Raw genomic sequence first — 23,450 nt, 5'->3', positions numbered from 1 at the left:
CAAGCATCTATTTCACTTTAATGCGCTAAAACATTAAAAAAGTTTTTTGTAAGCGCTTTAAACGGAAAATATTCGAAAAAACGAATGTTAGAGTCGGATTGGTAGAGGAATTTTGTTAGGAGCGGTATCATTTTATATGACAATGAATTAAGGAGTGAATTCAAATAAAGACATTCAATTCGATTCCATTATCTGTGTTGGATCTTGCACCTATCAATGTGGGAAGCAATGCCACGCAGTCGTTTAAAAATAGTGTTGAACTTGCGCAACATGTAGAGAGCTGGGGATTTAATCGCTACTGGCTAGCTGAGCATCATAATATGCCGGGCATCGGCAGTTCCGCCACATCTGTACTGATTGGACATATTGCTGGTGCAACGAAAAAAATTCGTGTTGGCTCTGGAGGCATCATGTTGCCAAATCATGCACCGCTTGTCATAGCAGAGCAATTCGGTACGCTTGAATCAATGTATCCAGGGAGGATTGACTTAGGATTAGGACGTGCTCCTGGCTCAGATCAAGCTACAGCCTATGCGTTACGCCGTACTTTACAAAGTACTGGTGATGATTTTCCGGAACAGTTGGCTGAGCTACAAGCGTATTTTGAGCCGAATCGCGTCGCCCGTGTTCGCGCATTCCCTGGCGAAGGACTCGATATACCAATTTGGTTACTCGGTTCAAGTGGTTTCAGTGCACAGCTTGCCGCGCAGGAAGGCTTGCCATTTTCCTTTGCCAGCCATTTTGCACCGGCCTATGTATTACAGGCTTTGCAGCTGTATCATCAAAACTTTAAACCATCGAAATTTTTGCAAATACCTTACGCGATGCTTGGCATAAATGTCATTGCTGCAGAGACGGATGAAAAAGCTCACTGGCTGGCAACTTCACAACAGCAGCAATTCCTGAGTTTAACAAGAGGTATGCCAACACAATTACAACCACCAATCGATAACATTAACGAGGTATGGTCAGCGCAAGAGCGAGCCTCTGTTGAGCAAACCCTCGATCCACGTTCAACAATTGTCGGTAGTCCCGAAACGGTTAAGCGGAAATTGGAGAGCTTTATTCAAGAAACGAAGACCAATGAGTTAATTATTAATTCGCAAATTTTTGATCAGCAAGCTCGTTTACGCTCCTATGAAATTATTGCAGAGATGATGGACTGAAATATCAAATACAAAGCCCACAAGTCGTCATGGCCTGTGGGCTTTGTACTATTTTCCATTGTCTTGTCGTTCCCAAATCCGAAGCGAAGGATATGGATCGAAAGCCCACTCGGTTCGACCATTATTTTTGTACATGCCATAATGGAGGTGGGGAGGGAATCGACCAGATGTGCCTTCCTTGCCATAACCGGAACTACCGACAAACCCGATGATGGTCCTTGGCTCAACGATATCACCCACTTTGATGTCCTTATTGAAATAAGCTAAGTGGGCAAAGTAGTGGTACGTATTATGATTATCACGAATACCGACGCGCCAACCGCCAAATTCATTCCACCCCATTATTTCAATAACACCGTAGGATGTAGCTCGAACGGGAGTCCCATATCCTGCAAAAATATCGGTCCCTTCATGAATTCTTCTGCCGCCCCATCCTCTACTCGCACCCCATGTTCCCCTATAGCTATAATCGTAATTCGTGGGGACGGGAAAGGCATGCTCGTCCAATTCTAAGGTTTCAAAATGCTGGTACAATTTGGCGATCGTCATAATTTGGGTAACAGTTTCTTCTCGTTTATAATAATCCCATAATGCCAATTTGAAATCTTCTTCCTCTTGACCATATCCACTTAAAAAGGTTGTCATTGCAGAAAGCACGTCTTGGGGGTTATCTGAATCAGCAATGCCATCACCGTCTCCGTCCTGCCCTCTACCGTTAAAGAAAGCGATAGATGCGGGAGAAGTATCTGTTTTGTTAGGATTCAGTTCCCCAGCCCAAAACTCGTCAGCGTATTGAATAGCAATAGGTCCATCTCTGCTAGGAATATCATTGCGTACTTGTTGGATATTGCGCTCAAATTGATCAATAGCGGCTAAGTAGAACCAAGGAACAGTGATGCTGTCAAATTGTAAATACAGCTGCATGCGTTGTTCGTTTGTCGTTACTTCTTTGGCTACAACAACTGTATAAAACAGAAAGGATAACATGATGATATACGTTGGTAACAACAACCAGTGGCGCACGAAAAACCCTCCTTTAATACGTCTATATAGAATTCCCTAAACGGAATTTTTTATGACTACAAATTTTTCGAAGTGAAATTCACTGAAAATATGAACGAATCGTTCGGGTAATGATACAATTAAAATGCGTTAAATAATTAACTAACAGGAGTGATGACAAATGGAAAAACTACAGTCGATAGAACAATTTGAACAGCTGAAAAATGAGGAGCGCATAATTTTTATGTTTTCTGCGAATTGGTGCTCGGATTGCCGCGTGATTGAGCCGATTTTACCTGGTATTGAAGCGGATTACCCAGAGTATACTTTTATCGAAGTGGATCGCGATGAGTTTATTGACTTATGTGGAGAGCTCGATATTTTTGGTATTCCAAGTTTTCTAGGATTCCATAGTGGTGTAGAAGTCGGACGGTTTGTCAGCAAGGATCGCAAAACACAGGCAGAGATTGAGGAATTTATTAATAGTCTTACAGCATAATATAAGGAAATAGGTTTTGAAATTGTACGATCCATTAGTGTACAAGGGGATTTGTGGATGAAGCCGATAATTGGAGTTACACCAGATGTGGAGAAAGATGATAAGCACTTTCTAAGAAATGATTATATGCAGGCAATAATCCGAGCAGGGGGATTGCCTTTCATTATCCCGATAGGTCATCGTGAAGACATTGCTCAAGTGGTTAGTCTATTGGACGGTCTTCTTTTGACCGGCGGAAATGATATTAATCCAATATTGTTCAATGAAGAACCTCACGCACATCTGGGAGAAGTTTCACCAAGCAGAGATTTGTTTGAACTCGAGCTGGCGCGACAAATGCTTACTGTGGATAAACCGATTTTAGGTATTTGTAGGGGTCTTCAATTGTTGAATGTTGCAGCAGGAGGAACGTTATATCAGGACATTCATCAACAAAACACGGGACCTATTCTTCAACATATACAAAAAGCACCTGATGCTTATACTTCCCATTTTATTCAATTGGAAAAGGGCAGTTTACTGGAGGGAATTGCGGGGAGTGAACGCATTCAAGTGAACTCATTTCACCATCAAGCATTGAAGGACGTATCCACGGTGTTCAATGTTTCTGGTAGTGCGAGCGATGGCATTATCGAAGCAGTTGAAAGTATAGATAAAAAATTTGTCCTTGGTGTTCAGTGGCACCCTGAATTATTAGCTACAAAAGGGGATGCGGTTTCTCTGCGGATTTTTGATAGGTTTGTAGGTGCATGCGTAAATAAGAACAGCTGATTTACTCAGCTGTTCTTATTTAGATAGTTCAACATTTTTTCTGGAAAGTCAGTAAAAATAGCCGAGATACCGATATTTTGTAATGCCTTGGCGTATTGTTCTTCATTGACGGTGAAAGCACGTACTGCAGTACCGACTTCTAATGCTTGTTGAATAGATGGGCGAAGTGCTGTTGGAAAAAATAAATGCAGTGCATCCGCAGGAATGGCGCGAATATAATCGAGTGGTTCCACCAAAACTTCCATGAATAAAGCAGCCGTTTCTAAACGTGGTGCCAATTGTTTTGCAGTTCGGATAGCTCCATGATCAAAAGAAGACAAGACGACCCGTGTCTCGATTTTCATCTCTTCAAGCATTTCAATTACTTTCTCCACCATGCCCTCATATGGAAAAATATCCGATTTTAGTTCAATATTCAAATGATGTGTTGTATGGGCAAACAGTTGAAGTACTTCGTATAAGGTTGGAATCGTTTGTCCATTGAAATTTGGAGAAAACCAGCTACCAAAATCAAAGGACTTCAGTTCTGCAAGTGTCATGTCTTTGACGAATCCCGTTCCGTTTGACGTCCGATCAATTGTTTCATCATGGATGACGACAAGTTCGGTATCTTTTGTTAGATGGACATCAAATTCAACGCCGTGTACGGGAAGACGCGCAGCTTCAGTGAAAGCGGCGATTGTATTTTCAGGGTGTGTGCCAGATGAACCGCGGTGTGCGTAAATATCCATAGGTGAACCACCTTTTCTTTTTCGTTTATTGTAATACGTGTTAAAAAGCGAAGCAAATAACCATTGGAAAAGGGATGCTCTCAATTTGAGAACACCCCTTTATTTGGTCGGTAACATTTAAGTTTTGAATGTAATTTTTCATCCCGAATGTTCGGGGAATAATTTCCATAGAAAGGATAAGCTTTCAGTGCCGCGGTCATTGTTCCACTGGGTGTTCTCTAACCTAAGCAACGCAAACCCTACCTACTTTTGCGTCCTTGCGACCCTATAGTCGCGCCAGTGTGAATAAGTATTCTCAAAAACATTTGTAGAATGCCAGATATTCAAGTCTTGACAGTTACCTATTTGTTAACTGATTGACTATAGCACGAAGAGTTCAGTTTGTCAAATGAAATCGAGAAATCAATACCATTCACTCAGCTGTTCTTCTTCTGCTATGGCTTGCAAATCATCGGCAGTAATTGTGAATACTTGATAATCGGAACGTTCAGCATAGCTTTCAGCTGCTTTCTTGATAAATTTTGGTGAGCCATCGTTCTCTTCATCATAAATAATCAATATTCCATCGGAATTACGCATGAAAAACTTATCTTTTTCGATAAATTGCCATGGGGCTTCATAGGGTCTTTTCGTGAGACTTGTATGGTAATCGGCAAGGGCAACAATCCGGTGATACGTTTCTTTTTTCATGTCATTCCAATTTTTCTCTTGTTCAAGGAAAGGAGTGATAACAGCATATTTCAATTCGGTGTATTCTTTTTTTAAGTCGATAACCACTTCTGCAGCCCATAATTCAGTGCCTAACTGTCCACTGATAATAACCCACTCTAATCCTTCATCGATTAAGGCGACAAGTCGTTTTTCTAATGCTTTTTTAATAAAACGAATACCGGGGTGTTTATCATCAAATATGCCAAGCTCATGCTGTTTATACCCTGTGACAACTAAGCGTTTTACGATATTGTTTCACCTCCGACAATTATATAAAGTTAGAAAAATCAGCTTCCAATAGGAAACCGATTTTGATTGTTGAATGAACCTTTATGTTACCAGAAATAGAATGCTATCAGATAGTACTTCTACTTTATTATTCAACTTTCGAAATCTGTCCACTGACGCCAAAAATTTTTACCTCATCAATTTCTAAAGTGAGCTGTTCTATTTTCTGTTCCAATGAATGAAGGGCGAGAAGTTTGGTAGCCAATTTTTCTTCGTATTCCAACGATTGACTAAGTAATTTTTTAATTTGTGCATCGACTTGCAAAAATGTTTCAGTGTTAATCGGAGGTTCGCTATTCTGGGCTATTAGCTTGTCGTTTTCTTTTTGTAACAGCGATAATTCAAATTGAAGTTTAGCAATTATATTATTTTTAGCTTCTATCTCTTGTAGTACATACTGTTTATCTTGAGTAGACTCAGAATGTTCTTTATTTGCTTGCGCTAATTGATTGATTAGTGGTAGAAGTGGTTTCGTTGCATTTTGAATATGGTTCATCAGTCTATATTCAAGCTGTTTAAGCATCATTGAGGTGCTTTCGGTTTGTTGTAAAGCATCGATAGTTTCTAACTGCTTTTTACTTTGTATTTCATGCAAGTGTATACGTTCCTTATAATCACTCGTCCGTTTGACCAACTCTTTATTGAGTCTAAATAAATTCTCGGTAAGCTCATTTTTTTCTGCTGTTAATTGTTCATTGTCATAGGTTAATTTTTCTGCAAGGGAGTAATAATAATCGCTTTGAACTTTGTTCACTTCATTTTTATATTTAGCCAATTCCGCCCTTAAATAGATAATTGTTTGCTCAAGCTGATGTAAGCTGTTTCGTCTAGTGTTCTCACTAATCATGTTTATACCTCCAATCTTAGATGTTACCGAGGCAAATGCTGGATTAGGATCTTTCTTTAAGAAACGTGATAATCGCTTCAAACTCCTTTTGATTATCTGTGATAATTTGTTCTAGTACTTCTATCATTTTTACTTGTGAATCATCTGATGCTCTTTGTTTTGTATTGTTCAGTAGATGGTTCATCAACATATCCAACGTTTCTTTTTCCAAAAAAATAAAGCTGTTATCAGTTTCCGGGTTATCTTTTTTTCGGTCATGCAGTTGGTCTTTCATAAACTGCCGAATAACTTGCTCATCTTCAGTTAGATTACTCATTCTCCCGCCTCCTGCATAGGAATGGTGCCGTTGAGATTGATGGGATTAATGACAGCAATGCCTTCCTTCATCTGATCGCTATACGTAACCCCCATAATACTTCCGGCATAGGATTTTGTAGGAGTCCATTTAATCTGGAAATTTGAGAACGAAATGGTTTCATAGGGTTCAATAGAAGCATTCCCCATAGGTCTCAGCCAAAATTCCTCTGTATTTGTTTGTTCATTTATGCGCTCCCATTCGCTCGCATTTTTCAAAGATTGCTTGAAATTTTCATGAACATAGCGTCCAGAGAATGAGAAAGGGGACTCCGTGGGGACTTTTATGCAAATATAGGGATTTGTAATTGGTTGACTACCTAAATTATGTACGTGGTAAGAGCCGAGGCATAGGCTCTCTTGTTCTAGGTTATGGGAAATATTTAAAGAATAAGTAAAGTAGCTTATGATATTTAATTTGCTGGAATCATTTGGTCCATCTATTAATTTTTTAATTTCAATTAAGTAGGATTTTGTTTGTTGATGGAGTTCGGCAATCTTTTGTTCGACTTCATTATTCATGATGACTTCCTCCTATTCAAAAAAAATAAAGAGAGGGATATCCTCTCTTTATAATATGTTTGGTACTTCCTCATTATCACCATCAGTCGATATCATCCGCAGCAGTTGCCGCCGGCGTCGGGGAAAACGACAGAGCATTGCTGTGGACGTGTTGGTGCGGCACAGCCTGATACTATATCTGCCCTTGGGTCGCAGAAATCAGCTAAAAATTCAACAGTAACTGGGAATGTCGATTGAATGCTTTGACAAGTAGCTACTGAGATAGTTAGTGCAGAGAAGGTAATGGTGCCTTCGCCTGCGACAAGTGTACCAGTAGTACATACAAAACAATCTAGATTCGTGTATGTCACTTCAACATCAGTTCCTTCAGGAGCACATAAAGTGACTTGTTCACAACGAGAAACAGGGATATCCGCGCTTGTTAGCATTGTTCCATTTGGAAAAGTAAGAATAATTGTGACAACAAAATTCTTTTGGATATTAAGCTGTTGAAGGCATACGTTTGTTCCGTCAATGCAGAACGTGCGATCTTCTCGATGTAGGATAACGACCGGGTTCATTGCTGCCGGCGTTACTTCACATGTAACAGTTGCACCTACTAAACTTGTCGTTGCAGTAACGCCTGGGAAGGAAATTGGTCCTGTTGGAGTAATATCAAATGAGTTTTCTTTAACAATCCAGTCATATACCTTATCGACATTAATACAAATTAGTTCTTTGCCATCAAACGGCTTATTTTCTTGCATTTTTGCAGACACCTCCAAATTTTTTATCTTTCACCCGTAGCATATGATGGGGAAAAATGAGTGTCTGGGCAGGAAATAACTTATCGAGATATTTTTTAACTTTATTAACTAGAAAAGATATTTGTACAAACAATAGTTAGGAAGGGGTATTGATGGTTAAGAATCTGGCACATTATCCTATTAGTATTCAGCATTAAAGGTGATAATATGTCACGTAATGAAAGCATGAGCAATAGAATAGGTATGTACTGTAAAGGAGGAATAGTGATGGCTGATGCTCAGTTATACTCTGCTCAAGACATCGAAAAACTAAAACAGAAAATCGCGACCTATAGAGATACCTTAACAACATTGAAATCGGGAAATACAATTGATGACTATCTCTTCATGAAAAGTGAATTGACAGGCTTTAAAATGCAAGTCTCGCATTTAGAAGAGGTAATGGAACGACTGAATGACAAACGGAGTACGCAGTTAGAGGAGTATGAGCAACAAATTGACACATTTGCACAACAGATAGGCTCACTTAACAAAACTGTCGAGGAGTTAAACAAGGATTTTTCCGTAGTTATGAATCAATTAACAAATGATCGCAAAGAAAAAGTGAATACTTCTAGCGATATGCAAGATCCAGTGAATAGTCATCATAATACGGACGTATTGGAAGCCACGGAGGCATCTCGCCAATTGGAAGGGAAAACGTCCATTTCTTCGATTCAACAGTCGAATCGTCCACCCTCATATAAGTATTTGCAAAGCCTTGTAGCGGGGGCTAATGATATCCAAGACGCTTCAAGTACTGTTACGCCAACAGTAAGTAAGCATCAAGTGCATGTTAAACAAAGTTTCCCGGCAATTGGTAATCAGCCAAATCAAATCTATAATGGTTTGAATAGAAATTTAAATAGGGAACCAATGATTCATTTCAATAATGCTACAACAAAGAAGGCCATGCCAACAAATGGTGTTAATCTTGTCCCCGCCATATCCCAACCGATTTTAGAGGTTGAGAAAAACGAAGAAGCAGAAGTAGCATCTGAGGAAGTGTTTTATAAAGTAGCACTTGAGGAGATTGCGCCTCATATTGAGGAATTTGAAAGAGAAATAAGTCCAGAGGCTTCGATAGAAATCACTAGTGAAATGAAACGTCAGCAACATAAAAATAAAGAAGCATCATCATTGTTTAATTTTTTTCGAAGGAAGTCTTAAGATTAACTTCCGGGAATTATCAAAAGTAAAAATCATTTTATACCATTACGACAACCATTTTGACTTTCTTGTCAGGATGGTTGTTTTTTCTTGGAGATTCCCAGTCTTCGTTAGAAAGTATATTTTTAAAAATGCATGTCATGCTGTTTAAAAAACCGCTAAACGCAAGTGGTTGATAGCCCGTCCGCCCTGCTACTGGCTTGAATAGGATAGTGGAGAAAGGAGGTGTTAATATGAGTTTTAATCATGGATGTTGTGGTCGCCAGGCTCCTAGCAATGGAAGTGTCAATTGTACTGCGCTTGGACCATTCAGAGCGATTGACGCAGCCTGTATAGTTCCACCGGCATTAACGGGTTCAATCATCCCATTTGCCTCTGGTGCGACAGCTGTCGCTTTGACTTCTCTTGCAGGCGGATTAGTAGGTACGCCTAGTTTAATTGGATTTGGCACAGCGGTTCCCGGTGTGTTTCTTGCGGGTAATGCAATAGACTTGACAGGTTTAATAAACGAAGCCTTTTCGGTTCCAAGACCTGGTCTTCTAACAGCTATTTCAGCATCGTTTACGTTAACGGCAGCATTGACTTTAGCTGAATCTGCAACGGTTTCTGCAGAAATCTATCGCGCACCAGCAGGAAGTAATACTTTCACTCCGACGGGCGTAAGGGTAGATCTAGCCCCAACCTTAACACCGCTAATAACTGTAGGTACTACACTAAGTGGAGCATCATCGAATTTTGCACCCGTGCCGGTAGCGGTAGGGGACCGTTTGCTAATGGTGTTTACACTAGGCGGATCTGTTTTGGCTGGTGCGGTTACAGGTACTGCTAGTGCAGGTGTTACGATTGCGTAATTGGTAGATACAAAGATCAAAATAAAGTATACGAAACGATTGTTCTTTTGTGCAAGCCAGCCCTTTTCATGTAAACGATGAAAAGGGTTTTATGTATTTCTACCGGGTACGGCAGTTAAGTCGATTCCTCTAGATGTCAATATGAAAGTGGCTAACAAATCGTAATAAATAGCATTAGTTACGAAGAATTTTAACGCCAGTTTAACAACAAGAGGATTTAATAAAAAAACACCACCCTCTAGAGGATGATGTTTACTGATAAACCTTATAGGTATAATGTTTAAAAGAAAAGCCGCCTTTGCCGTACGGTCTTAGAAAGTTTTAAACCACCACTTCTCAAAGTGGGTGTTCGCAGAAACAATCCTGTTTGTCCTCGTTATCGAAAGAACGAGGTATGCCATTCCCGTTTCTAGAAAAAACTCCCGTTTACAGCTTAAAGGTTAAAACTTAATGTTGATACGCACAACGCAGCTTCTAGAACAAAGTCTACACCAATTGAAGTGAATTATCAAATGAAATAGTTGGAAATAGGACATTAAGTATGACTATGAATTAAAGTTTTTCACTATAATTCATAGTCTCTTAGCTGTTTTTTGCGATTTCCTCCAACACAATTTGCGCGCCTTTGGGGCTTAAATACATACCATTCGAGTACATTTTATTCTCAGGCGTAATTTCGCCTGTTACGATACAAGCTTCATTGACTGTATACTTTCGTAGAATAATTTTATCTTCTTCTACGAATATTTCCATAGGTGAATTAGTGCTTAGATGCAGTGTTTTTCTAAGTTCTTTTGGGATGACAATTCTTCCAAGCTGGTCAACCTTTCTTACGATACCTAAACTTCGCATAGAATCCTCCTTTAAATAATATTTTTAATATAACTTATGCCTATTATACTATAAAAAACTAATAAATCCAAAAGTAAGTTCGCGCTCTTATGTATGCTAATCTAGCTTTTGTTTTTTGAAAAAAGATGATGATTGGATGATTTTTTGTTAAAATGGAAAGGTTGAAGGTGAGGGTATTGAATAATGGCGATACAACAATTTAGAAAAACAGTTATTTTTGAATATATTCAAGTTATTTTTGGGGCAGCCCTCGTTGGTTTGGCATTTAATATTTTCTTCTTACCGGCGAGGCTGGCAGCAGGCGGAGTTTCAGGAATTAGTACGATTCTTTATGAACTTTTTCTATTCAATCCGGCTTACGTGCAGTGGCTTATTAATATCCCACTTTTACTACTCGGAGTTGTCCTTGTGGGAAAAGAGTTTAGCTTGAAAACATTAATCGGTACTTTTTTTGTGCCGTTCGTTATTTGGATAACCGCGGATATCAAGCTCTCTGTCGATAATCCCTTGCTGAGTGCAATTTACGGGGGAATTATGCTTGGTGTCGGGCTAGGGATTGTTTATCGAGGAAATGGTTCGACAGGTGGAACGGCTTTAATTGCTCAATTGGTGAAGAAATTCACCGGACTTTCGAGTGGTTTTTCACAGCTACTCGTTGATGGGCTCGTCGTCCTGACATCTGCGTTTGTTTTTAATTTTGAGCTTGCGCTATATGCGATGATTGCTATTTATGTGACAAGTAAAGTGATTGACTTTGTCCAACTGCAAACGTCTCCAACAAAATTGGTAATGATTATTACGGATAAAGAAGAGGAAGTACAAGCCATCATCAAAGATGAAATTAACCGTGGCTTAACGAAGATTAAATCAGTTGGCGGCTACTCGAATCAAGAAAAGACGATGATCCTCTGTGTCGTGGAGCAATCAGAGGCTGTTTATTTTAAAAAAGTACTTCAAAAGCTTGAACCAACTTCGTTTGTTATTTTCTTGAATGCGTCGGAAATTCTCGGTCGTGGTTTTTCAAGGGCACAAGTGGACGGAGATGTAGAGAAATAGTAATCGCAAAATAACTCACTACGTGATAAACGTATGTGGGTTATTTTTGTTTGTTGCGATAAAGGGAGGTTTTTTTAATGAAGTTGTTGAAAGGTACTAGTAGGAAAAATCACTTTATCTGAACTCAGATAAAGCCTTCGGCGGATGTCATGGATTTTTACGGGGTGCTTAAGAAGGCAGCCTAAGTGCGCGACGTCCTGTCGCAGTAAGGAAGGATCAGTTCAATCCTTCCCCCCTGTAGGCCTAAAGCTCGAAAAAATCCGGACGCAATTATGCCGGGCCATAATTGATTAAAGGGAGGAAAAAGCAATGACATTTTCAGTAGAACGGGTTGAGGATTTACAGGCAATTACGATTTCTCATTTAGTAAAAGAAAGTGAAACGGAAGGCTATCGTTTTTTATCACGCCTCGTTAATGATTTTCAAGATGGTACCAATCGGTTTAACAAACCTGGAGAGGCCTTATTCGCTGTTCAAAATGAAGCTGGCAATGTTGTTGCGATTGGTGGTGTCAATCAATCACCTTTTTCCGACGATACACAAGTTGCACGTTTGCAAAGGTTTTACGTGTTAGACGATGCGAGGCGGCAAGGTGTAGGCTCGCTTTTGCTTAAACAAATTATTGACCATTCTCGTGGTACATTCAATGAAATGACTGTTCGAACAGAATCCTCGAAGGCAGATGCTTTTTATCGGTCGAATGGGTTTGAATTAGATGATTCTGCTTCCGAGACAACGCATGTGATGCAGTTGAGGGGTTTTATCAATAAAGAAATGGAAAATGATTAAGTCAACCTATCCTTATAAAACTCCGTTTGGCAACTTAAAACAAGATACATGCCAGTTGCCAAACGGAGTCATGTCTTCAAAGAAGGGGTGAGTGCATGGAAAGTAATGGTCATGCGCTAGTGATTGGCGGAACGGGTATGCTTGCTGGGGTTTGTATCGATCTTGCACGTGATGGCTATTCCGTTTCTGTCATTGGTCGTGCAGTACCGAAATTTAAACGGTTACAAGTAGAAAGTCCACCGAATTCTATATTTCCACTTATAACTGATTATGATACAGACGCTGTCTTTGACGAAATTAATAAAGCGATTAGGAAACGCGGTCCGTTTAACCTTATTATCAGCTGGACACCCAATTACAGTGTGCTTGAGCATATTTGTGAGTTGAATCATGGGGCTAAATCTTTTCGGTTATTTCATGTAAAGGGTAGTCGGCGATATTTCGAAGATGAGCCCATTCAAATTCCTAGTCAGTGTAACTATCGAAAAGTCTTTTTAGGATTTGTAATGGAAGATAGGGGTTCACGTTGGCTCACACACGATGAGATTGCGCATGGAGTCATTCAACAAATCACCGCCGATGAAAAAGAGGGAATAATAGGTCAAATACATCCTTATGAAGCACGGCCGGGTTAAGTTTTCAATCGAAAGATATATCTGCGGAATAGGAGAATACGGAAATAATAAGAAATGAGGATATTGATGTTGAAGCGGAAATTTGGAAATAGGTATGATTGGAAACGGGTGAAAAAGAGGGCGTATACCGAGCTCTTCATTGAAACGGAAGCATTTAAGGGGTATGTTAGTCTGCTTCATATGAAGGAAGTTATGGAGCCCCTTTACATGAGCTACGAAGGTAGGACGGTTTGCATTGGAAATGACGGCTATTATTGGATGCAACATTTTCCGGAAGGGCAGCAATATTCGGTTACTACAGTATTTGATCCTTCTGGCAGCATTGTGCAATGGTATATCGATATCTGTAAAGAGATAGGGTACTGCACGAAAAATGGTCCGTGGATGGATGATTTGTATTTGGACCTCATTGTATTGCCAACTGGGGAAGTGATTGAAAAGGATATTGATGAGTTGGAAATCGCCTTTAAGAACAATGAGATTTCCGTTAGTGAATATGAAACTGCCTGGGCGGAGTTTAAAAGGCTGAAAATCTTATTGGCAGAGGGACGTTTGAAATTAAAGGAATTGACGATACCCCATTTCAAACTGTTAGCTCAAACGGTGAACGATAAGGAAAGGGACGGTTGACGTGTTAATTCGCAAGGCGGAATTAGAAGATGCGGTAGGTATTGCGAAAGTCCATGTGGATAGCTGGCGGACGACGTATAAGGGAATTGTGCCGGATACGTATTTAGCTAGTCTGTCGTACGAAAGCCGTGAGAAGATATGGATGAATGGCATAGAGCAAAATAATGTATACATAGTAGAAGATGATAATGGCCAGATTGTGGGATTTGCTTCAGGTGGCAAAGAGCGTACTGGTAAATATGAAGCCTATGTTGGTGAACTTTATGCTATTTACTTATTAGAAGCGCAGCAAGGGAATGGGCTTGGACGAAAGTTAGTCCAGACGGTAGTGGATGATTTAAAAGAGAAAAAGCTGAACTCGATGCTCATTTGGGCACTCAAAGAAAACCCTGCATGCCGTTTTTATGAAACGCTTGGAGGAAAGGAAGTCGACACTGCAGAAATCGAAATTGAAGGCAAGAAGTTGAGTGAAATCGCCTATGGATGGGATGATCTTACTAATTTGAAAGGGCGAGAATAATGGATGAACGTTTTTTAATTACGGATGAAGAAAGAGAAAAAGTGTTGGGGAATTATTTCAAGCAAGGTACAAATGGTCCGCTTGATGTATTTCCAAGTAAGGAAAAAAGAAAATACATTATTGCACAGGAAATTATTAAGCGTTTTGACGTTGGAAAAGTCTATTTGGAAAAAGAGGTAAATGAATTATTAATAACAATCCATGATGACTTTGCTACGATTAGACGATTTTTGATTGATTATCGTTTTATGAATCGCAGTGATGATGGTAGGGAGTATTGGATTGATGATGTTGATTCAAAATGAAGAAGATATTATTAACCTTATTCAAGAAGACGAATGGATGATGGACCTATTAAGTTGTGCTAAATCATTGAATTTACCTGATTGGTGGATTTGTGCGATCTAAAATTTGGGACGTGATGCATGTTTTCGATGAAAGAACTCCGCTTCCAGACATTGATGTAATCTATTACGATCAATTGAATGTTGAAGAGAGTGTAGAGAAGAATCACGAGGAAGCATTGAATAAACTACTTCCTACTGTCCACTGGTCAGTCAAAAATCAGGCAAGAATGCATATGACAAATCATATTCCTCCCTATTCATCATCCGCTGATGCAATTGCAAAATTTCCCGAAACGGCAACAGCTTTAGGTGTGAAGCTAGTTGAGAGAAACAATGTCATTTTGACGGCGCCTCATGGTATACAGGATGTTGTCAATTTGATAGTGAAGCCGACTCCTTATTTCTTGGAATCGCAGGACAGGTTGATGATTTATGAAAAAAGGGTTAGGAAAAAGAATTGGCAAGCTAGATGGAGTAATATTGAAGTGATGAACTTGGGGCTACTTAAATAGGGGGATCTGTATGGATTTTAAAGTAAATTGTTCTTTATTTATAAATGCGATGTCTGATATTAATAAAGTTATTTCATCAAGAAATGTTATTCCGATACTTGCTGGAATAAAAATAGAGGCCAACAAAAATGGCTTAACCTTAACGGGAAGCAATTCGGATGTAGTTATAGAAAGAACAATTCCTTCTTTCATTAATGAAGAAAAAGTTGTGGAAATAAGTGAATTTGGTAGTGTTGTTGTACTATCAAAATATTTAAATGAACTCATAAAAAAATTACCTGATGATATTCATATGAAAGCAGATTTCAATGGTTCAGTCACAATTAAATCAGGGACTATTGAAACGAGGCTAAATGGATTTGATTCGAATGAATATCCAAAACTCCCGGAGATGGACCGTGAGAATAACGTGAAGGTCCCGTTTGGAAAATTAACAGAGGCTATAAAACAAACTGTGTTTGCTGTTGCTAAAAGTGAGTCTAGACCCGTACTAACGGGTGTGAAAATGGAGTTTGAACAAAATAAGCTGATTTGTACCGCAACTGACTCACATAGATTAGCGCGGAGGGAAGTACATATACAATCGGACATACAAGAATCATTTATCGTTCCAAGTACGAGTCTGTCTGAATTGATGCATCTGAAAGAGTCTGAGTCTTCAACCTTAGATATCTATTATACAAATAGCTTCATCGTATTTAAGACTGCTAATAGTTCACTTTATTCGAGGTTAATAGAAGGAAGCTTTCCAAACGTCCAAGCCCTAGTACCTTCAGAATCAAAATCTACGGTAACAATTAACACGAAAGCACTAATGGAGGGGATTGACCGAGCTTGTGTTTTCTCGACTGAATGGAAAAATAACAACGTCAATTTAGAAATTGTAAATGATGCAAGGATTAAAATAGCATCAAATGCTACAGAAGTTGGAATGATTGAGGAATATCAAAAAATTATAGAAATGGATGGTCAGGACGACATCCAAATGACTTTTGATGGTCGCTTTATGCTGGATGCGCTGAAAGGGATACAAGAAGAAAATGTAACAATAAGTTTTGGTGGCATGATGAAGCCGATTGTCATTAAACCACAACATAGCGGGGCTTGTTTACACCTGATCTCGCCATTGCGGACTTATTAAAATAAGAATAAAAAAATTAAGAGAAATAGGCGGTAGTGAGCAATGAATAACGCAGCACAAAAATATTGGGATGAATTTTGGAAGGCGGAGGGGAAACCAACATCTGTTACTGCATGGATGTTTGGTGGTTTGCCTGATGAGCTTGCACAGCTTGTCATAGATGGGAAAAAGACAGCGACGTGTTCAGGACATGTACTCTATGAGCTGGAGAATGAGGCATTGCCTCGGGTAAATGACTACAGCATTATTTTAAATAGTGAGGAACAGCCGGTTGCCATTATTAAAACGGTTGAAGTGTCATTTGTGCCGATGAATCAAGTGTCGGAGGAATTCGCGGTAGCTGAAGGTGAAGGACCTTATGAAGCCTGGAAATCAGCGCACGTAACATTTTTCACTGGTGAATTAGAGAATCATGGACTTGAATTTTCAGAGGATATGCTTCTTGTTTGCGAACGATTTACGCTGATTGACGTAAAGAATAAGTAAGATGGAGAAAGTGCTTGTATGTAGCACTATTTAATAGGAGTGGAAATAGTAATGTTGACCACAACACTAGAAAGTTATCTCGATGATAGAATACCACAGTTAACGCCGGAAATTAGGCAAGAAATGTTGAGTGAGATTGGCAATCCAGATAGTTATTTGCGTGACAATCTAATTTATATAAGCTTCGGAAAATTGATTTTTTCGGATCAATTAACCTCGGAAGAAATCGAGGCGTTACTTGAAGTTGTAGTAGGGGAAGATTACCTGTGCTACAGTCTTGGAGAGTTTGGAACCGATTCCGTTTTCACAAGATCCTTTTCTGCACTTGTCATAGCAGCGATTATCGAATACGACATAGAGAAGAAAGTTGTGAAATCAGAACTTGTGCAACACACTGTAAATAAGGTCATTCACTATATGGTGGAAGAACAAGATACACGAGGGTTTATTGAAGGAAAAGGATGGGCGCATGCCGTTGCACATGGTGCGGACGTGTTGGATGCCTTAGCAAAACATCCTTTCCTTAATAAAGAAGACATCGGTCGAATTCTTCACGCGATTCAACATTGCCTATGTATGCAAGTGGATTATTTGGATGAAGAGGAGGAACGGCTGGCGAACATAATCGCTTCCTTACTGGAGCACCAAAATGCTGAACGGGATATCCAAGCCTGGATGGCAGGGTTGACTGGAATGGTCGAAACACACTTGGATGAAAATAAAGGGTCAATTGACGCCTATCATACTAAACGGACAGTAAAGAATTTCTTGAAAGCTGTGTATATTATGTTGAACTCAAAAGAGATTGGTGTAGAGAGTAACAAGAAGATTTTTCAAGTTCTAGAAAAATGGATGTACCTTCGTTAGAGACCATCGCAATTATCTTTTCCTGACATTGTGCATAGTATCTAATGAAACTAAATCCAGGTCAGGGAAGGTGAAAGCGCATGTATTACCCATATGTACAACAATATACACATCAGCAACGCCGAGTTATGACCGTTACAGGAATCGGCAATTTGCCAGTTGCACCGGATACTGTGCAAATTCAGTTGGAAGTACATACAGAAAGTCAACAACTGAGTCAGGCACAGCAGGAAATTGCTGCTGTGATGAACCAAGTGATTGAGTCATTATTGCAATTAGGAATTGGCAGAGAGAATATCCAAACTGTGTCTTACAATGTTTTTCCGCAGTACGATTATGTCGAAGGAAAGCAAGTGTTCAGGGGCTATGAGGTTACAAATGCAATTTCTATTAAAACGACTAACATCCAACAGGTCGGAAATGTGATAGATGTTGCCGTTCAAAACGGTGTGAATAATGTATCAAACATTCAATTCACGGTTGGGGATGAACAATTATACTATCAACGAGCATTGAGTTTAGCTTTAAAGAATGCTTTAGCAAAAGCGCAAACAATAGCTGATACGATGCAACTTCAGATTGACCCTACGCCGATTAAAATTGTCGAAGGGCATAGGGCTGAATCTGTGGCAACTCGAATGTTTGCGGCAAAAGAAATGAGAGGATCTACACCGATTGAACAAGGGGAAATCGTGATTAACGCTACAGTAGAGGTGCAATTTCAGTATTGAAGAAAAGGTAGTGAATGGAATGGAAGAATATTATTTCAAACGAATCAAATCCTATTTGGAAACGCATCGTCATGAATAATTTCTCTTGGGTTGGAAGTGAAAAAGCATTTGTTGATGAGCGTGATGTTCGGTGGATGAATCGTGTGGCAGTCGGACGTTTTGGTGGTAATTCATCAGCGGGTCAAACAAAGAATGAGGACGCTTGTATGGTCTGGCAAACTGATGATTGGGAATTCGCAGCTATTCTCGATGCACATAAAAGTGCTGAAAGCGCGGAACTTGTCATTCATACATTTGAACAGCATAGAGAAGGCTTGTCAGCGATTTTATCATTGGACGGTCCTCCAAATTTTAAGAAATTGGAAGACAAGCTGCTTGAAATTTTTCAATCCGATGAACTTTTGGCTGCATGTAGAAATGTCACAGGAGAAACGGCTTGTCTTGTCGTCGTACGGAAAGATAACTATATATGGTGGTTTTCCGTCGGAGATTGCTTGGTCTATCTATTGCATCCAGAATTAATGGCCCTCAACCAATTTCAACTGAATCAAAGGCAGTTCTTCGAGTGGATCGGGCAAGTGAATACATTTGAAAAAACCGTTCCATGCTATACATCTGGGACAAGGGAATTGAGAAAAGGGACAAATCACATTTTCATGACAACAGATGGCTTGGTAGAATGTCCAGGTGAACCTTATGCCAATCCGCAAAACTTGGTCGAAGCGTTGAATGTAGAAGCACTTGATGAAAGTATTTCACTGATGTTGAAGGAGATTGAAAAGCATAATGTCCGCGATAGCACGACAATCATTTCTTGGACTGTAGATGTAGAAAAGGAAGGTAGCATTCCAAGCGATTATGAGGGGGAAGTCCAATGATGGAAATACGACCTATTTCGGATTTAAGAAATAATATTGATGAAATATATATATAGTTAGCTGAAAGCGAAAGTACAAATCTGACGACCCTGAAAAAGACCCATCAAGAAGTAATGAATTGCTTGCGAGGAAGAATAAAAGAATTTAGAAATTAGGTGGAGAAAAACATGGAATCACCACAAGTAAATGAAATCAAAGCCCTTTATCAAAGCTTAATACAAGCATGGAACAATCGTCAGGCACAAGAAATGGCAGATCAATTTACAATGCAAGGAGAGCTAATTGGATTTGACGGGAGCCAAGTAATTGGTCGTGACAATATTTTTGCACATGTGTACCCGATATTTGCGGATCATCCAACTCCTCCATTCATTAGTGTTGTTAAAGATGTAAGACTTTTTACTACTGAAGTTGTACGATTACGTGCAATCGTCGGAATGATACCGCCTGGAACAACGGAACTAAACCCACAACTGAATGCGCATCAAACACTAATTGCGGTGAAAGAAAACGATGTATGGCGTATAGAGCTTTTTCAAAATACACCTGCCCAATTTCATGGAAGGCCTGATTTGGTTGAACAAATGACGAAAGAATTAAGCGAAGCCGTCATATAAGCTGACAATAAAGAATACCCCGCACGAGCATCATTGCTGCGCGGGGTACCGTCTTTTTCATGGTAAGTTAGGTGCTATCCTCGCAAAAAAATGTGTCACTTTCTTTTCCGTTCGTTTGGATTCATGCGTTCCCGCTTTGGAACGAGATTGCTCAATTCTTCAAACTCACGTGCCATTTCTTCTTTCATATCGCCCGGTTGAATTTTTTGCCTTTTCGGCGTTTGGGGTAATGAACGCGAATTGTTGGTGCTACCTTGTTTGTTATCTCTTCCCATGAAAAATCTCCTTTCAAACATGTAGTACGAAGTTAATATGGCTCGAAGCGATGATTTTATTCTGTGAAATTGGACGGAAGCTGCTACTTACAATTATCAAGAAAAGTAAAAAGACTGTTTACAATATAAAGTTAAAGCGTATAATAGAAACAAACTGAATACTCTTATCAAGAGAAGCTGAGGGATATGGCCCATTGAAGCTTCAGCAACCTCTGACGTTGTCAGAAAGGTGCTACCTCCAACAGGACTTTTTGTCTTGAGAGATAAGAACTGAGAGCCTAAAGCAAACCCTCTTTTCTTGTCATATAGAAAAGAAGGTTTTTCTTTTTACCCATTTAACATACATAGTAAATCCAAAAAGGAGAGATGAGTTATGCCAATTAACATACCTAAACAATTGCCAGCCGGAGAATTATTGAAAAAGGAAAAAATATTTATCATGGATGAGGAGCGTGCAACTTCCCAAGATATTCGACCGATAAATATTATTATTTTGAATTTAATGCCAGAAAAAGAACGTACAGAGTTACAACTTCTTCGCTTATTAGGTAATACACCGTTGCAAGTAGATGTGACATTTATGAATATGGCTACTCATGAATCGAAAAATGTTAGCAAGTCGCACTTAGATAAATTTTATACAACTTTTGGGCATGTTAAGCATCGTCGTTTTGACGGCATGATTATTACAGGTGCGCCAATCGAACATCTACAATTTGAAGATGTGAATTATTGGGACGAAATGAAGGAGATTATGGACTGGACAAAATCTCATGTGACGTCAGTACTGCATATTTGTTGGGGTGCACAAGCGGCATTGTATCACCATTACGGTATTGATAAGTTTGATTTGTCGAAGAAATGCTCAGGTGTATTTACGCATCGTCTATCTGATCCGACAATCAATTTAGCACGCGGATTTAACGATGAATTTAGAGTGCCGCATTCACGTTATACAGCTGTTTCAGTGGAGGAAATTGAAAATGATCCCCGTTTACACCTACTTGCAAAGTCTGATGAAGCGGGTGCATTCATTATCATTTCTAACGATAATAAACATATTATGATTACGGGTCATTTTGAATACGATGCAACGACGCTTGCTGAAGAGTATGCGCGTGATCTACAAAAAGGTATCGACATTGATCTGCCAGTGAACTATTTCCCGAACGATGATCCGAGCGAAGAGCCACTAAATACATGGCGTTCACATACTCATCTGCTCTTCTCAAACTGGTTGAATTACTATGTCTATCAAGAAACACCTTTTGTCTGGGAGTAACAACATGATAACCGCCTTGCCGACATTTGCATAAGATAGTACGACAAGGGGGCTTAGGTAAATGGGGTTATTTATTAACATTCAAAGTCATTCGGATGTTTTCAACAATGAAGCAAATCTTGTGGAGATAAACCAAAGTTATTCAAGAATAGATTCGTTAACGCAATGGATGCAAGAGCAGCATGAAGAAAACGCTTCGCTTCATCGTCATATAGGCGATCTTGAGATGCTTTTACAACAACAAAAAAAGGTACAGTCCAATCAATTAACTACAATCCGTAATCGTTTAAATGAACTACAAAAAATTGATTTTCAGCATGAGCAATTTAAAAATAATGTCATGAAATCGTTGAGGCAACTCGATGATCAACAGCAAGAACTGCATCAAATGTTAGTGGATGAACAGGTGCTGGAACAAGTATTCAGGATGCAAATCAGCGAGTCATCGAAAGAGATGGCCACTAAAATGAATGAACATATGGACCACCAACAACAATTATCCAAACAAATTTTACAGCAAGGGGATGCCCAAAAAGTCGTCATTAGTAGACTGGACAATCAAGAAGGTTTGACAGATAAAATGGCTAGGCAATTGGATCATCTTCGCGGAGTTCTTTATGAGCGAACTAATTTTCTGACAGAAAAAATAGAAAACAGCTATACGGTGACGGCTTCATATTTAGCAAAATTATTGACGAACCCAGAACAGCCAATGACGCGTTTTTTGATGAATCCAAAGTCTGAGGAGAAACAAAGAAGTTCTGATTGAAGTGGAAATCGACTACAAGAAAATGGACTTTATTATTGGAAAGCACTAGGTACAATTCATGTACTTTGTGCTTCTTTGTTTAAATATAAAAGAAAGGAATGGTGTACATGGATAAACAGCAATCAAAAAATAGGGTTCAATTGAGGGAATTAGTGAAAGACGATTGGCCTAGTGTACATAGATATGCATCTATGGAAATAGTCTCCCGATACCAACCGTGGGGACCAAACACCAAAGAGGAAACCTTGCTTTTTTTGGAAGCAGTACAAGAGGATGCAAAGAAAAAGCCCCGCAGTCGTTTTGTCTTTGCAGTTTTTGAAAAGAATACAGCTGTAATGATAGGTTCGGGAGAAATAAATATCAGAGATATTGTTAACCGCGAAGGAGAAATTGGCTACATCTTTCACCCTGATTATTGGGGGCAAGGATATGCAACTGAGGTAGCTCATTTACTCATAAATTTTGGTTTTCAAGAATTAAACCTGCACCGAATCTATGCAACCTGTGACCCACGTAATAGTGCTTCTGTAAAAGTGCTGGAGAAAGTCGGGATGGTGAAAGAGGGATGCCTTCGTGAAAACCTACTTAATAAAGATAGCTGGCGAGATTCATTCCTTTACGGCATATTAGAGCATGAGTGGAATGCATAACTTATATTTTTAAATACCCACGTCTGTTGATTAACCAAAAAATAACTTAATCAAACACTAGGTACTCTGTGTAAAGTTTTCTTTTGTCTCGCTCTGGATTGAATGACTTCTATAACAATAGCCGAGATATTTTATGTGTAGGATACGACTTCGTCGCATCCTACACATTCTGTTCGGTAATCGTATTGTGGTCGTTCATCCGTTACTCTACAAAAACATAGATACACAAAGTGCTAATGCTTTTGGAGACAAGGGAATAGAGGGCTTTTTAACTGGAGAGGGCCGCCAAAGATACAATTTTGGCGGCTGAATCTTCTACTATGGTCTTTTCCACTGTTATTTTAGGTAGTGTCACCTTCTGATAAAACTTGCTAAAAGTAAAGTGAGAATACCTTGTTCAACGTGTAAGAGTGCCCGAAATTTCATCTTCGGGCACTTACAGCCTCAATAGAAAGTCATCTATTCTTTTCTTCTCAAACAACTGCATTTTTCACTTAAACAGTGTAGGTACGCGACAGGCAACTATTCACAACAAAATGACCGAAAATAATGTATCTAGAAATGACAAAGTCATTTCTAGATACATTAACCACCGCGGGGGAGGAATGAACTGCAATTCCTCCTTGGTAATGATGTCGTGAATAGTTTGCCGAGAGCGAACCAGAAACGATTTAGTGAAAAAAATGATTTTCAAGCCTTTATTTACCGGCGATTTA

Annotated in this window: 29 protein-coding genes, 1 other RNA gene, 1 pseudogene and 1 riboswitch; of the genes and pseudogenes, 21 read left to right on the top strand and 10 right to left on the bottom strand. The window is 39.3% G+C overall.

What is annotated here, in order from left to right; translation table 11 throughout:
• Window positions 1-158 precede the first annotated feature (158 nt).
• Window positions 159-1,166 carry an LLM class flavin-dependent oxidoreductase gene (locus R2B77_RS06555; protein ID WP_322555667.1) on the top strand — a complete coding sequence of 336 codons (1,008 nt, stop codon included), beginning with the start codon at window positions 159-161 and terminating at the stop codon, window positions 1,164-1,166.
• Window positions 1,167-1,214: 48 nt separating this feature from the next.
• Here R2B77_RS06555 and R2B77_RS06550 read toward each other — a convergent pair whose 3' ends face one another.
• Window positions 1,215-2,189, bottom strand: a complete 975-nt coding sequence (locus R2B77_RS06550) for a M23 family metallopeptidase (protein ID WP_203247116.1) — start codon at window positions 2,187-2,189, stop codon at window positions 1,215-1,217.
• Between the two features lie 160 nt (window positions 2,190-2,349).
• On the opposite strand from R2B77_RS06550, the gene R2B77_RS06545 reads away from it, so the two are divergent.
• The gene (locus R2B77_RS06545; RefSeq protein WP_203247117.1) at window positions 2,350-2,667 is read left to right on the top strand and encodes a thioredoxin family protein; all 318 of its coding nucleotides are present in this window, start codon (window positions 2,350-2,352) and stop codon (window positions 2,665-2,667) included.
• Between the two features lie 57 nt (window positions 2,668-2,724).
• Window positions 2,725-3,438 carry a gamma-glutamyl-gamma-aminobutyrate hydrolase family protein gene (locus tag R2B77_RS06540; protein WP_212391349.1) on the top strand — a complete coding sequence of 238 codons (714 nt, stop codon included), beginning with the start codon at window positions 2,725-2,727 and terminating at the stop codon, window positions 3,436-3,438.
• A 5-nt stretch (window positions 3,439-3,443) separates the two neighbouring features.
• Here R2B77_RS06540 and R2B77_RS06535 read toward each other — a convergent pair whose 3' ends face one another.
• From R2B77_RS06535 to R2B77_RS06510, 6 genes are all read right to left on the bottom strand, one after another.
• Window positions 3,444-4,169 carry a glycerophosphodiester phosphodiesterase gene (locus tag R2B77_RS06535; protein ID WP_203247119.1) on the bottom strand — a complete coding sequence of 242 codons (726 nt, stop codon included), beginning with the start codon at window positions 4,167-4,169 and terminating at the stop codon, window positions 3,444-3,446.
• Between the two features lie 402 nt (window positions 4,170-4,571).
• On the bottom strand, window positions 4,572-5,129 hold the full coding sequence (locus R2B77_RS06530) for an SLOG family protein (RefSeq protein WP_203247291.1): 558 nt from the start codon (window positions 5,127-5,129) through the stop codon (window positions 4,572-4,574).
• A gap of 127 nt (window positions 5,130-5,256) precedes the next feature.
• Window positions 5,257-6,015 carry a coiled-coil domain-containing protein gene (locus tag R2B77_RS06525; RefSeq protein WP_203247120.1) on the bottom strand — a complete coding sequence of 253 codons (759 nt, stop codon included), beginning with the start codon at window positions 6,013-6,015 and terminating at the stop codon, window positions 5,257-5,259.
• A 43-nt stretch (window positions 6,016-6,058) separates the two neighbouring features.
• Window positions 6,059-6,331 (bottom strand): hypothetical protein, encoded by a 273-nt coding sequence (locus R2B77_RS06520; RefSeq protein WP_203247121.1) that lies wholly within the window; start codon window positions 6,329-6,331, stop codon window positions 6,059-6,061.
• Window positions 6,328-6,891, bottom strand: coding sequence for a hypothetical protein (locus R2B77_RS06515; RefSeq protein ID WP_203247122.1), 564 nt, complete (start codon window positions 6,889-6,891; stop codon window positions 6,328-6,330). Before R2B77_RS06515 ends, R2B77_RS06520 begins: the two co-directional genes overlap by 4 nt.
• Window positions 6,892-6,983: 92 nt before the next feature.
• The gene (locus tag R2B77_RS06510) at window positions 6,984-7,637 is read right to left on the bottom strand and encodes a BMQ_0737 family morphogenetic spore coat protein (RefSeq protein WP_203247123.1); all 654 of its coding nucleotides are present in this window, start codon (window positions 7,635-7,637) and stop codon (window positions 6,984-6,986) included.
• A gap of 267 nt (window positions 7,638-7,904) precedes the next feature.
• Between R2B77_RS06510 and R2B77_RS06505 the strand changes: the two genes are divergently transcribed.
• Both R2B77_RS06505 and R2B77_RS06500 read left to right on the top strand, forming a co-directional pair.
• A complete protein-coding gene (locus tag R2B77_RS06505) occupies window positions 7,905-8,846 on the top strand; it encodes a hypothetical protein (protein WP_203247124.1) in 942 nt (313 codons plus the stop codon).
• Between the two features lie 233 nt (window positions 8,847-9,079).
• Window positions 9,080-9,697 carry an exosporium glycoprotein BclB-related protein gene (locus R2B77_RS06500; RefSeq protein WP_203247125.1) on the top strand — a complete coding sequence of 206 codons (618 nt, stop codon included), beginning with the start codon at window positions 9,080-9,082 and terminating at the stop codon, window positions 9,695-9,697.
• Window positions 9,698-9,982: 285 nt separating this feature from the next.
• Here R2B77_RS06500 and ssrS read toward each other — a convergent pair.
• Both ssrS and R2B77_RS06490 read right to left on the bottom strand, forming a co-directional pair.
• A non-coding RNA gene (gene ssrS / locus R2B77_RS06495) (6S RNA) lies at window positions 9,983-10,174 on the bottom strand.
• Window positions 10,175-10,279: 105 nt separating this feature from the next.
• On the bottom strand, window positions 10,280-10,549 hold the full coding sequence (locus tag R2B77_RS06490; protein WP_203247126.1) for an AbrB/MazE/SpoVT family DNA-binding domain-containing protein: 270 nt from the start codon (window positions 10,547-10,549) through the stop codon (window positions 10,280-10,282).
• Window positions 10,550-10,732: 183 nt separating this feature from the next.
• Here R2B77_RS06490 and R2B77_RS06485 point away from each other — a divergent pair, with 183 nt between their 5' ends.
• The 13 genes and pseudogenes from R2B77_RS06485 to R2B77_RS06425 all read left to right on the top strand — a co-directional run bounded on the left by R2B77_RS06485 (window position 10,733) and on the right by R2B77_RS06425 (window position 19,758).
• A complete protein-coding gene (locus R2B77_RS06485; protein WP_203247127.1) occupies window positions 10,733-11,605 on the top strand; it encodes a YitT family protein in 873 nt (290 codons plus the stop codon).
• A gap of 309 nt (window positions 11,606-11,914) precedes the next feature.
• Entirely contained in the window at window positions 11,915-12,394 is a 480-nt protein-coding gene (locus R2B77_RS06480) for a GNAT family N-acetyltransferase (protein ID WP_203247128.1), read from the top strand.
• Between the two features lie 95 nt (window positions 12,395-12,489).
• Window positions 12,490-13,029: a Rossmann-fold NAD(P)-binding domain-containing protein gene (locus tag R2B77_RS06475; RefSeq protein WP_203247129.1), complete on the top strand. Its 540-nt coding sequence runs from the start codon at window positions 12,490-12,492 to the stop codon at window positions 13,027-13,029.
• Between the two features lie 66 nt (window positions 13,030-13,095).
• The gene (locus R2B77_RS06470; RefSeq protein ID WP_203247130.1) at window positions 13,096-13,659 is read left to right on the top strand and encodes a DUF402 domain-containing protein; all 564 of its coding nucleotides are present in this window, start codon (window positions 13,096-13,098) and stop codon (window positions 13,657-13,659) included.
• Between the two features lies 1 nt (window position 13,660).
• Entirely contained in the window at window positions 13,661-14,179 is a 519-nt protein-coding gene (locus tag R2B77_RS06465; RefSeq protein WP_203247131.1) for a GNAT family N-acetyltransferase, read from the top strand.
• The gene (locus R2B77_RS06460; RefSeq protein WP_203247132.1) at window positions 14,179-14,484 is read left to right on the top strand and encodes a DUF2087 domain-containing protein; all 306 of its coding nucleotides are present in this window, start codon (window positions 14,179-14,181) and stop codon (window positions 14,482-14,484) included. Before R2B77_RS06465 ends, R2B77_RS06460 begins: the two co-directional genes overlap by 1 nt.
• Window positions 14,468-15,038, top strand: a pseudogene (locus R2B77_RS06455) (nucleotidyltransferase family protein). The gene R2B77_RS06460 and the pseudogene R2B77_RS06455 overlap by 17 nt, the downstream one beginning before the upstream one ends.
• 10 nt (window positions 15,039-15,048) lie before the next feature.
• Window positions 15,049-16,179: a DNA polymerase III subunit beta gene (gene dnaN, locus R2B77_RS06450; RefSeq protein WP_203247134.1), complete on the top strand. Its 1,131-nt coding sequence runs from the start codon at window positions 15,049-15,051 to the stop codon at window positions 16,177-16,179.
• Between the two features lie 42 nt (window positions 16,180-16,221).
• Complete coding sequence (locus R2B77_RS06445) at window positions 16,222-16,665, top strand: ASCH domain-containing protein (protein WP_203247135.1); 444 nt, start codon at window positions 16,222-16,224, stop codon at window positions 16,663-16,665.
• 51 nt (window positions 16,666-16,716) lie between these two features.
• Entirely contained in the window at window positions 16,717-17,532 is an 816-nt protein-coding gene (locus R2B77_RS06440) for a DUF2785 domain-containing protein (RefSeq protein ID WP_203247136.1), read from the top strand.
• An 80-nt stretch (window positions 17,533-17,612) separates the two neighbouring features.
• Window positions 17,613-18,263 carry an SIMPL domain-containing protein gene (locus R2B77_RS06435; protein ID WP_203247137.1) on the top strand — a complete coding sequence of 217 codons (651 nt, stop codon included), beginning with the start codon at window positions 17,613-17,615 and terminating at the stop codon, window positions 18,261-18,263.
• Between the two features lie 14 nt (window positions 18,264-18,277).
• Window positions 18,278-19,141, top strand: a complete 864-nt coding sequence (locus R2B77_RS06430) for a protein phosphatase 2C domain-containing protein (protein WP_203247138.1) — start codon at window positions 18,278-18,280, stop codon at window positions 19,139-19,141.
• A 167-nt stretch (window positions 19,142-19,308) separates the two neighbouring features.
• Window positions 19,309-19,758: an SgcJ/EcaC family oxidoreductase gene (locus tag R2B77_RS06425; RefSeq protein WP_203247139.1), complete on the top strand. Its 450-nt coding sequence runs from the start codon at window positions 19,309-19,311 to the stop codon at window positions 19,756-19,758.
• 95 nt (window positions 19,759-19,853) lie between these two features.
• Here the strand turns inward: R2B77_RS06425 and R2B77_RS06420 are convergent, their stop codons facing one another.
• The gene (locus R2B77_RS06420) at window positions 19,854-20,033 is read right to left on the bottom strand and encodes a hypothetical protein (RefSeq protein ID WP_203247140.1); all 180 of its coding nucleotides are present in this window, start codon (window positions 20,031-20,033) and stop codon (window positions 19,854-19,856) included.
• Between the two features lie 161 nt (window positions 20,034-20,194).
• Window positions 20,195-20,303, top strand: a riboswitch (SAM riboswitch).
• Between the two features lie 103 nt (window positions 20,304-20,406).
• On the opposite strand from R2B77_RS06420, the gene metA reads away from it, so the two are divergent.
• From metA to R2B77_RS06405, 3 genes are all read left to right on the top strand, one after another.
• A complete protein-coding gene (gene metA, locus R2B77_RS06415) occupies window positions 20,407-21,315 on the top strand; it encodes a homoserine O-acetyltransferase MetA (RefSeq protein WP_203247141.1) in 909 nt (302 codons plus the stop codon).
• A gap of 61 nt (window positions 21,316-21,376) precedes the next feature.
• Window positions 21,377-22,084, top strand: a complete 708-nt coding sequence (locus tag R2B77_RS06410; protein ID WP_203247142.1) for a hypothetical protein — start codon at window positions 21,377-21,379, stop codon at window positions 22,082-22,084.
• Window positions 22,085-22,191: 107 nt separating this feature from the next.
• On the top strand, window positions 22,192-22,734 hold the full coding sequence (locus R2B77_RS06405; RefSeq protein ID WP_203247143.1) for a GNAT family N-acetyltransferase: 543 nt from the start codon (window positions 22,192-22,194) through the stop codon (window positions 22,732-22,734).
• Window positions 22,735-23,450: the final 716 nt, after the last annotated feature.

The sequence above is a fragment of the Sporosarcina beigongshangi genome, from assembly GCF_033485195.1.
Taxonomy (GTDB): domain Bacteria; phylum Bacillota; class Bacilli; order Bacillales_A; family Planococcaceae; genus Sporosarcina; species Sporosarcina beigongshangi.
This window is presented reverse-complemented; position numbering and strand designations above follow the sequence as displayed.

Coding starts and splice junctions, on each gene's coding strand:
- R2B77_RS06545 (WP_203247117.1), top strand. CDS start 2,350: ATGGAAAAACTACAGTCGATAGAACAATTTGAACAGCTGAAAAATGAG.
- R2B77_RS06540 (WP_212391349.1), top strand. CDS start 2,725: ATGAAGCCGATAATTGGAGTTACACCAGATGTGGAGAAAGATGATAAG.
- R2B77_RS06535 (WP_203247119.1), bottom strand. CDS start 4,169: ATGGATATTTACGCACACCGCGGTTCATCTGGCACACACCCTGAAAAT.
- R2B77_RS06525 (WP_203247120.1), bottom strand. CDS start 6,015: ATGATTAGTGAGAACACTAGACGAAACAGCTTACATCAGCTTGAGCAA.
- R2B77_RS06520 (WP_203247121.1), bottom strand. CDS start 6,331: ATGAGTAATCTAACTGAAGATGAGCAAGTTATTCGGCAGTTTATGAAA.
- R2B77_RS06515 (WP_203247122.1), bottom strand. CDS start 6,891: ATGAATAATGAAGTCGAACAAAAGATTGCCGAACTCCATCAACAAACA.
- R2B77_RS06510 (WP_203247123.1), bottom strand. CDS start 7,637: ATGCAAGAAAATAAGCCGTTTGATGGCAAAGAACTAATTTGTATTAAT.
- R2B77_RS06505 (WP_203247124.1), top strand. CDS start 7,905: ATGGCTGATGCTCAGTTATACTCTGCTCAAGACATCGAAAAACTAAAA.
- R2B77_RS06500 (WP_203247125.1), top strand. CDS start 9,080: ATGAGTTTTAATCATGGATGTTGTGGTCGCCAGGCTCCTAGCAATGGA.
- R2B77_RS06490 (WP_203247126.1), bottom strand. CDS start 10,549: ATGCGAAGTTTAGGTATCGTAAGAAAGGTTGACCAGCTTGGAAGAATT.
- R2B77_RS06485 (WP_203247127.1), top strand. CDS start 10,733: ATGGCGATACAACAATTTAGAAAAACAGTTATTTTTGAATATATTCAA.
- R2B77_RS06480 (WP_203247128.1), top strand. CDS start 11,915: ATGACATTTTCAGTAGAACGGGTTGAGGATTTACAGGCAATTACGATT.
- R2B77_RS06475 (WP_203247129.1), top strand. CDS start 12,490: ATGGAAAGTAATGGTCATGCGCTAGTGATTGGCGGAACGGGTATGCTT.
- R2B77_RS06470 (WP_203247130.1), top strand. CDS start 13,096: ATGTTGAAGCGGAAATTTGGAAATAGGTATGATTGGAAACGGGTGAAA.
- R2B77_RS06460 (WP_203247132.1), top strand. CDS start 14,179: ATGGATGAACGTTTTTTAATTACGGATGAAGAAAGAGAAAAAGTGTTG.
- dnaN (WP_203247134.1), top strand. CDS start 15,049: ATGGATTTTAAAGTAAATTGTTCTTTATTTATAAATGCGATGTCTGAT.
- R2B77_RS06445 (WP_203247135.1), top strand. CDS start 16,222: ATGAATAACGCAGCACAAAAATATTGGGATGAATTTTGGAAGGCGGAG.
- R2B77_RS06440 (WP_203247136.1), top strand. CDS start 16,717: ATGTTGACCACAACACTAGAAAGTTATCTCGATGATAGAATACCACAG.
- R2B77_RS06435 (WP_203247137.1), top strand. CDS start 17,613: ATGTATTACCCATATGTACAACAATATACACATCAGCAACGCCGAGTT.
- R2B77_RS06430 (WP_203247138.1), top strand. CDS start 18,278: ATGGAATGGAAGAATATTATTTCAAACGAATCAAATCCTATTTGGAAA.
- R2B77_RS06425 (WP_203247139.1), top strand. CDS start 19,309: ATGGAATCACCACAAGTAAATGAAATCAAAGCCCTTTATCAAAGCTTA.
- R2B77_RS06420 (WP_203247140.1), bottom strand. CDS start 20,033: ATGGGAAGAGATAACAAACAAGGTAGCACCAACAATTCGCGTTCATTA.
- metA (WP_203247141.1), top strand. CDS start 20,407: ATGCCAATTAACATACCTAAACAATTGCCAGCCGGAGAATTATTGAAA.
- R2B77_RS06410 (WP_203247142.1), top strand. CDS start 21,377: ATGGGGTTATTTATTAACATTCAAAGTCATTCGGATGTTTTCAACAAT.
- R2B77_RS06405 (WP_203247143.1), top strand. CDS start 22,192: ATGGATAAACAGCAATCAAAAAATAGGGTTCAATTGAGGGAATTAGTG.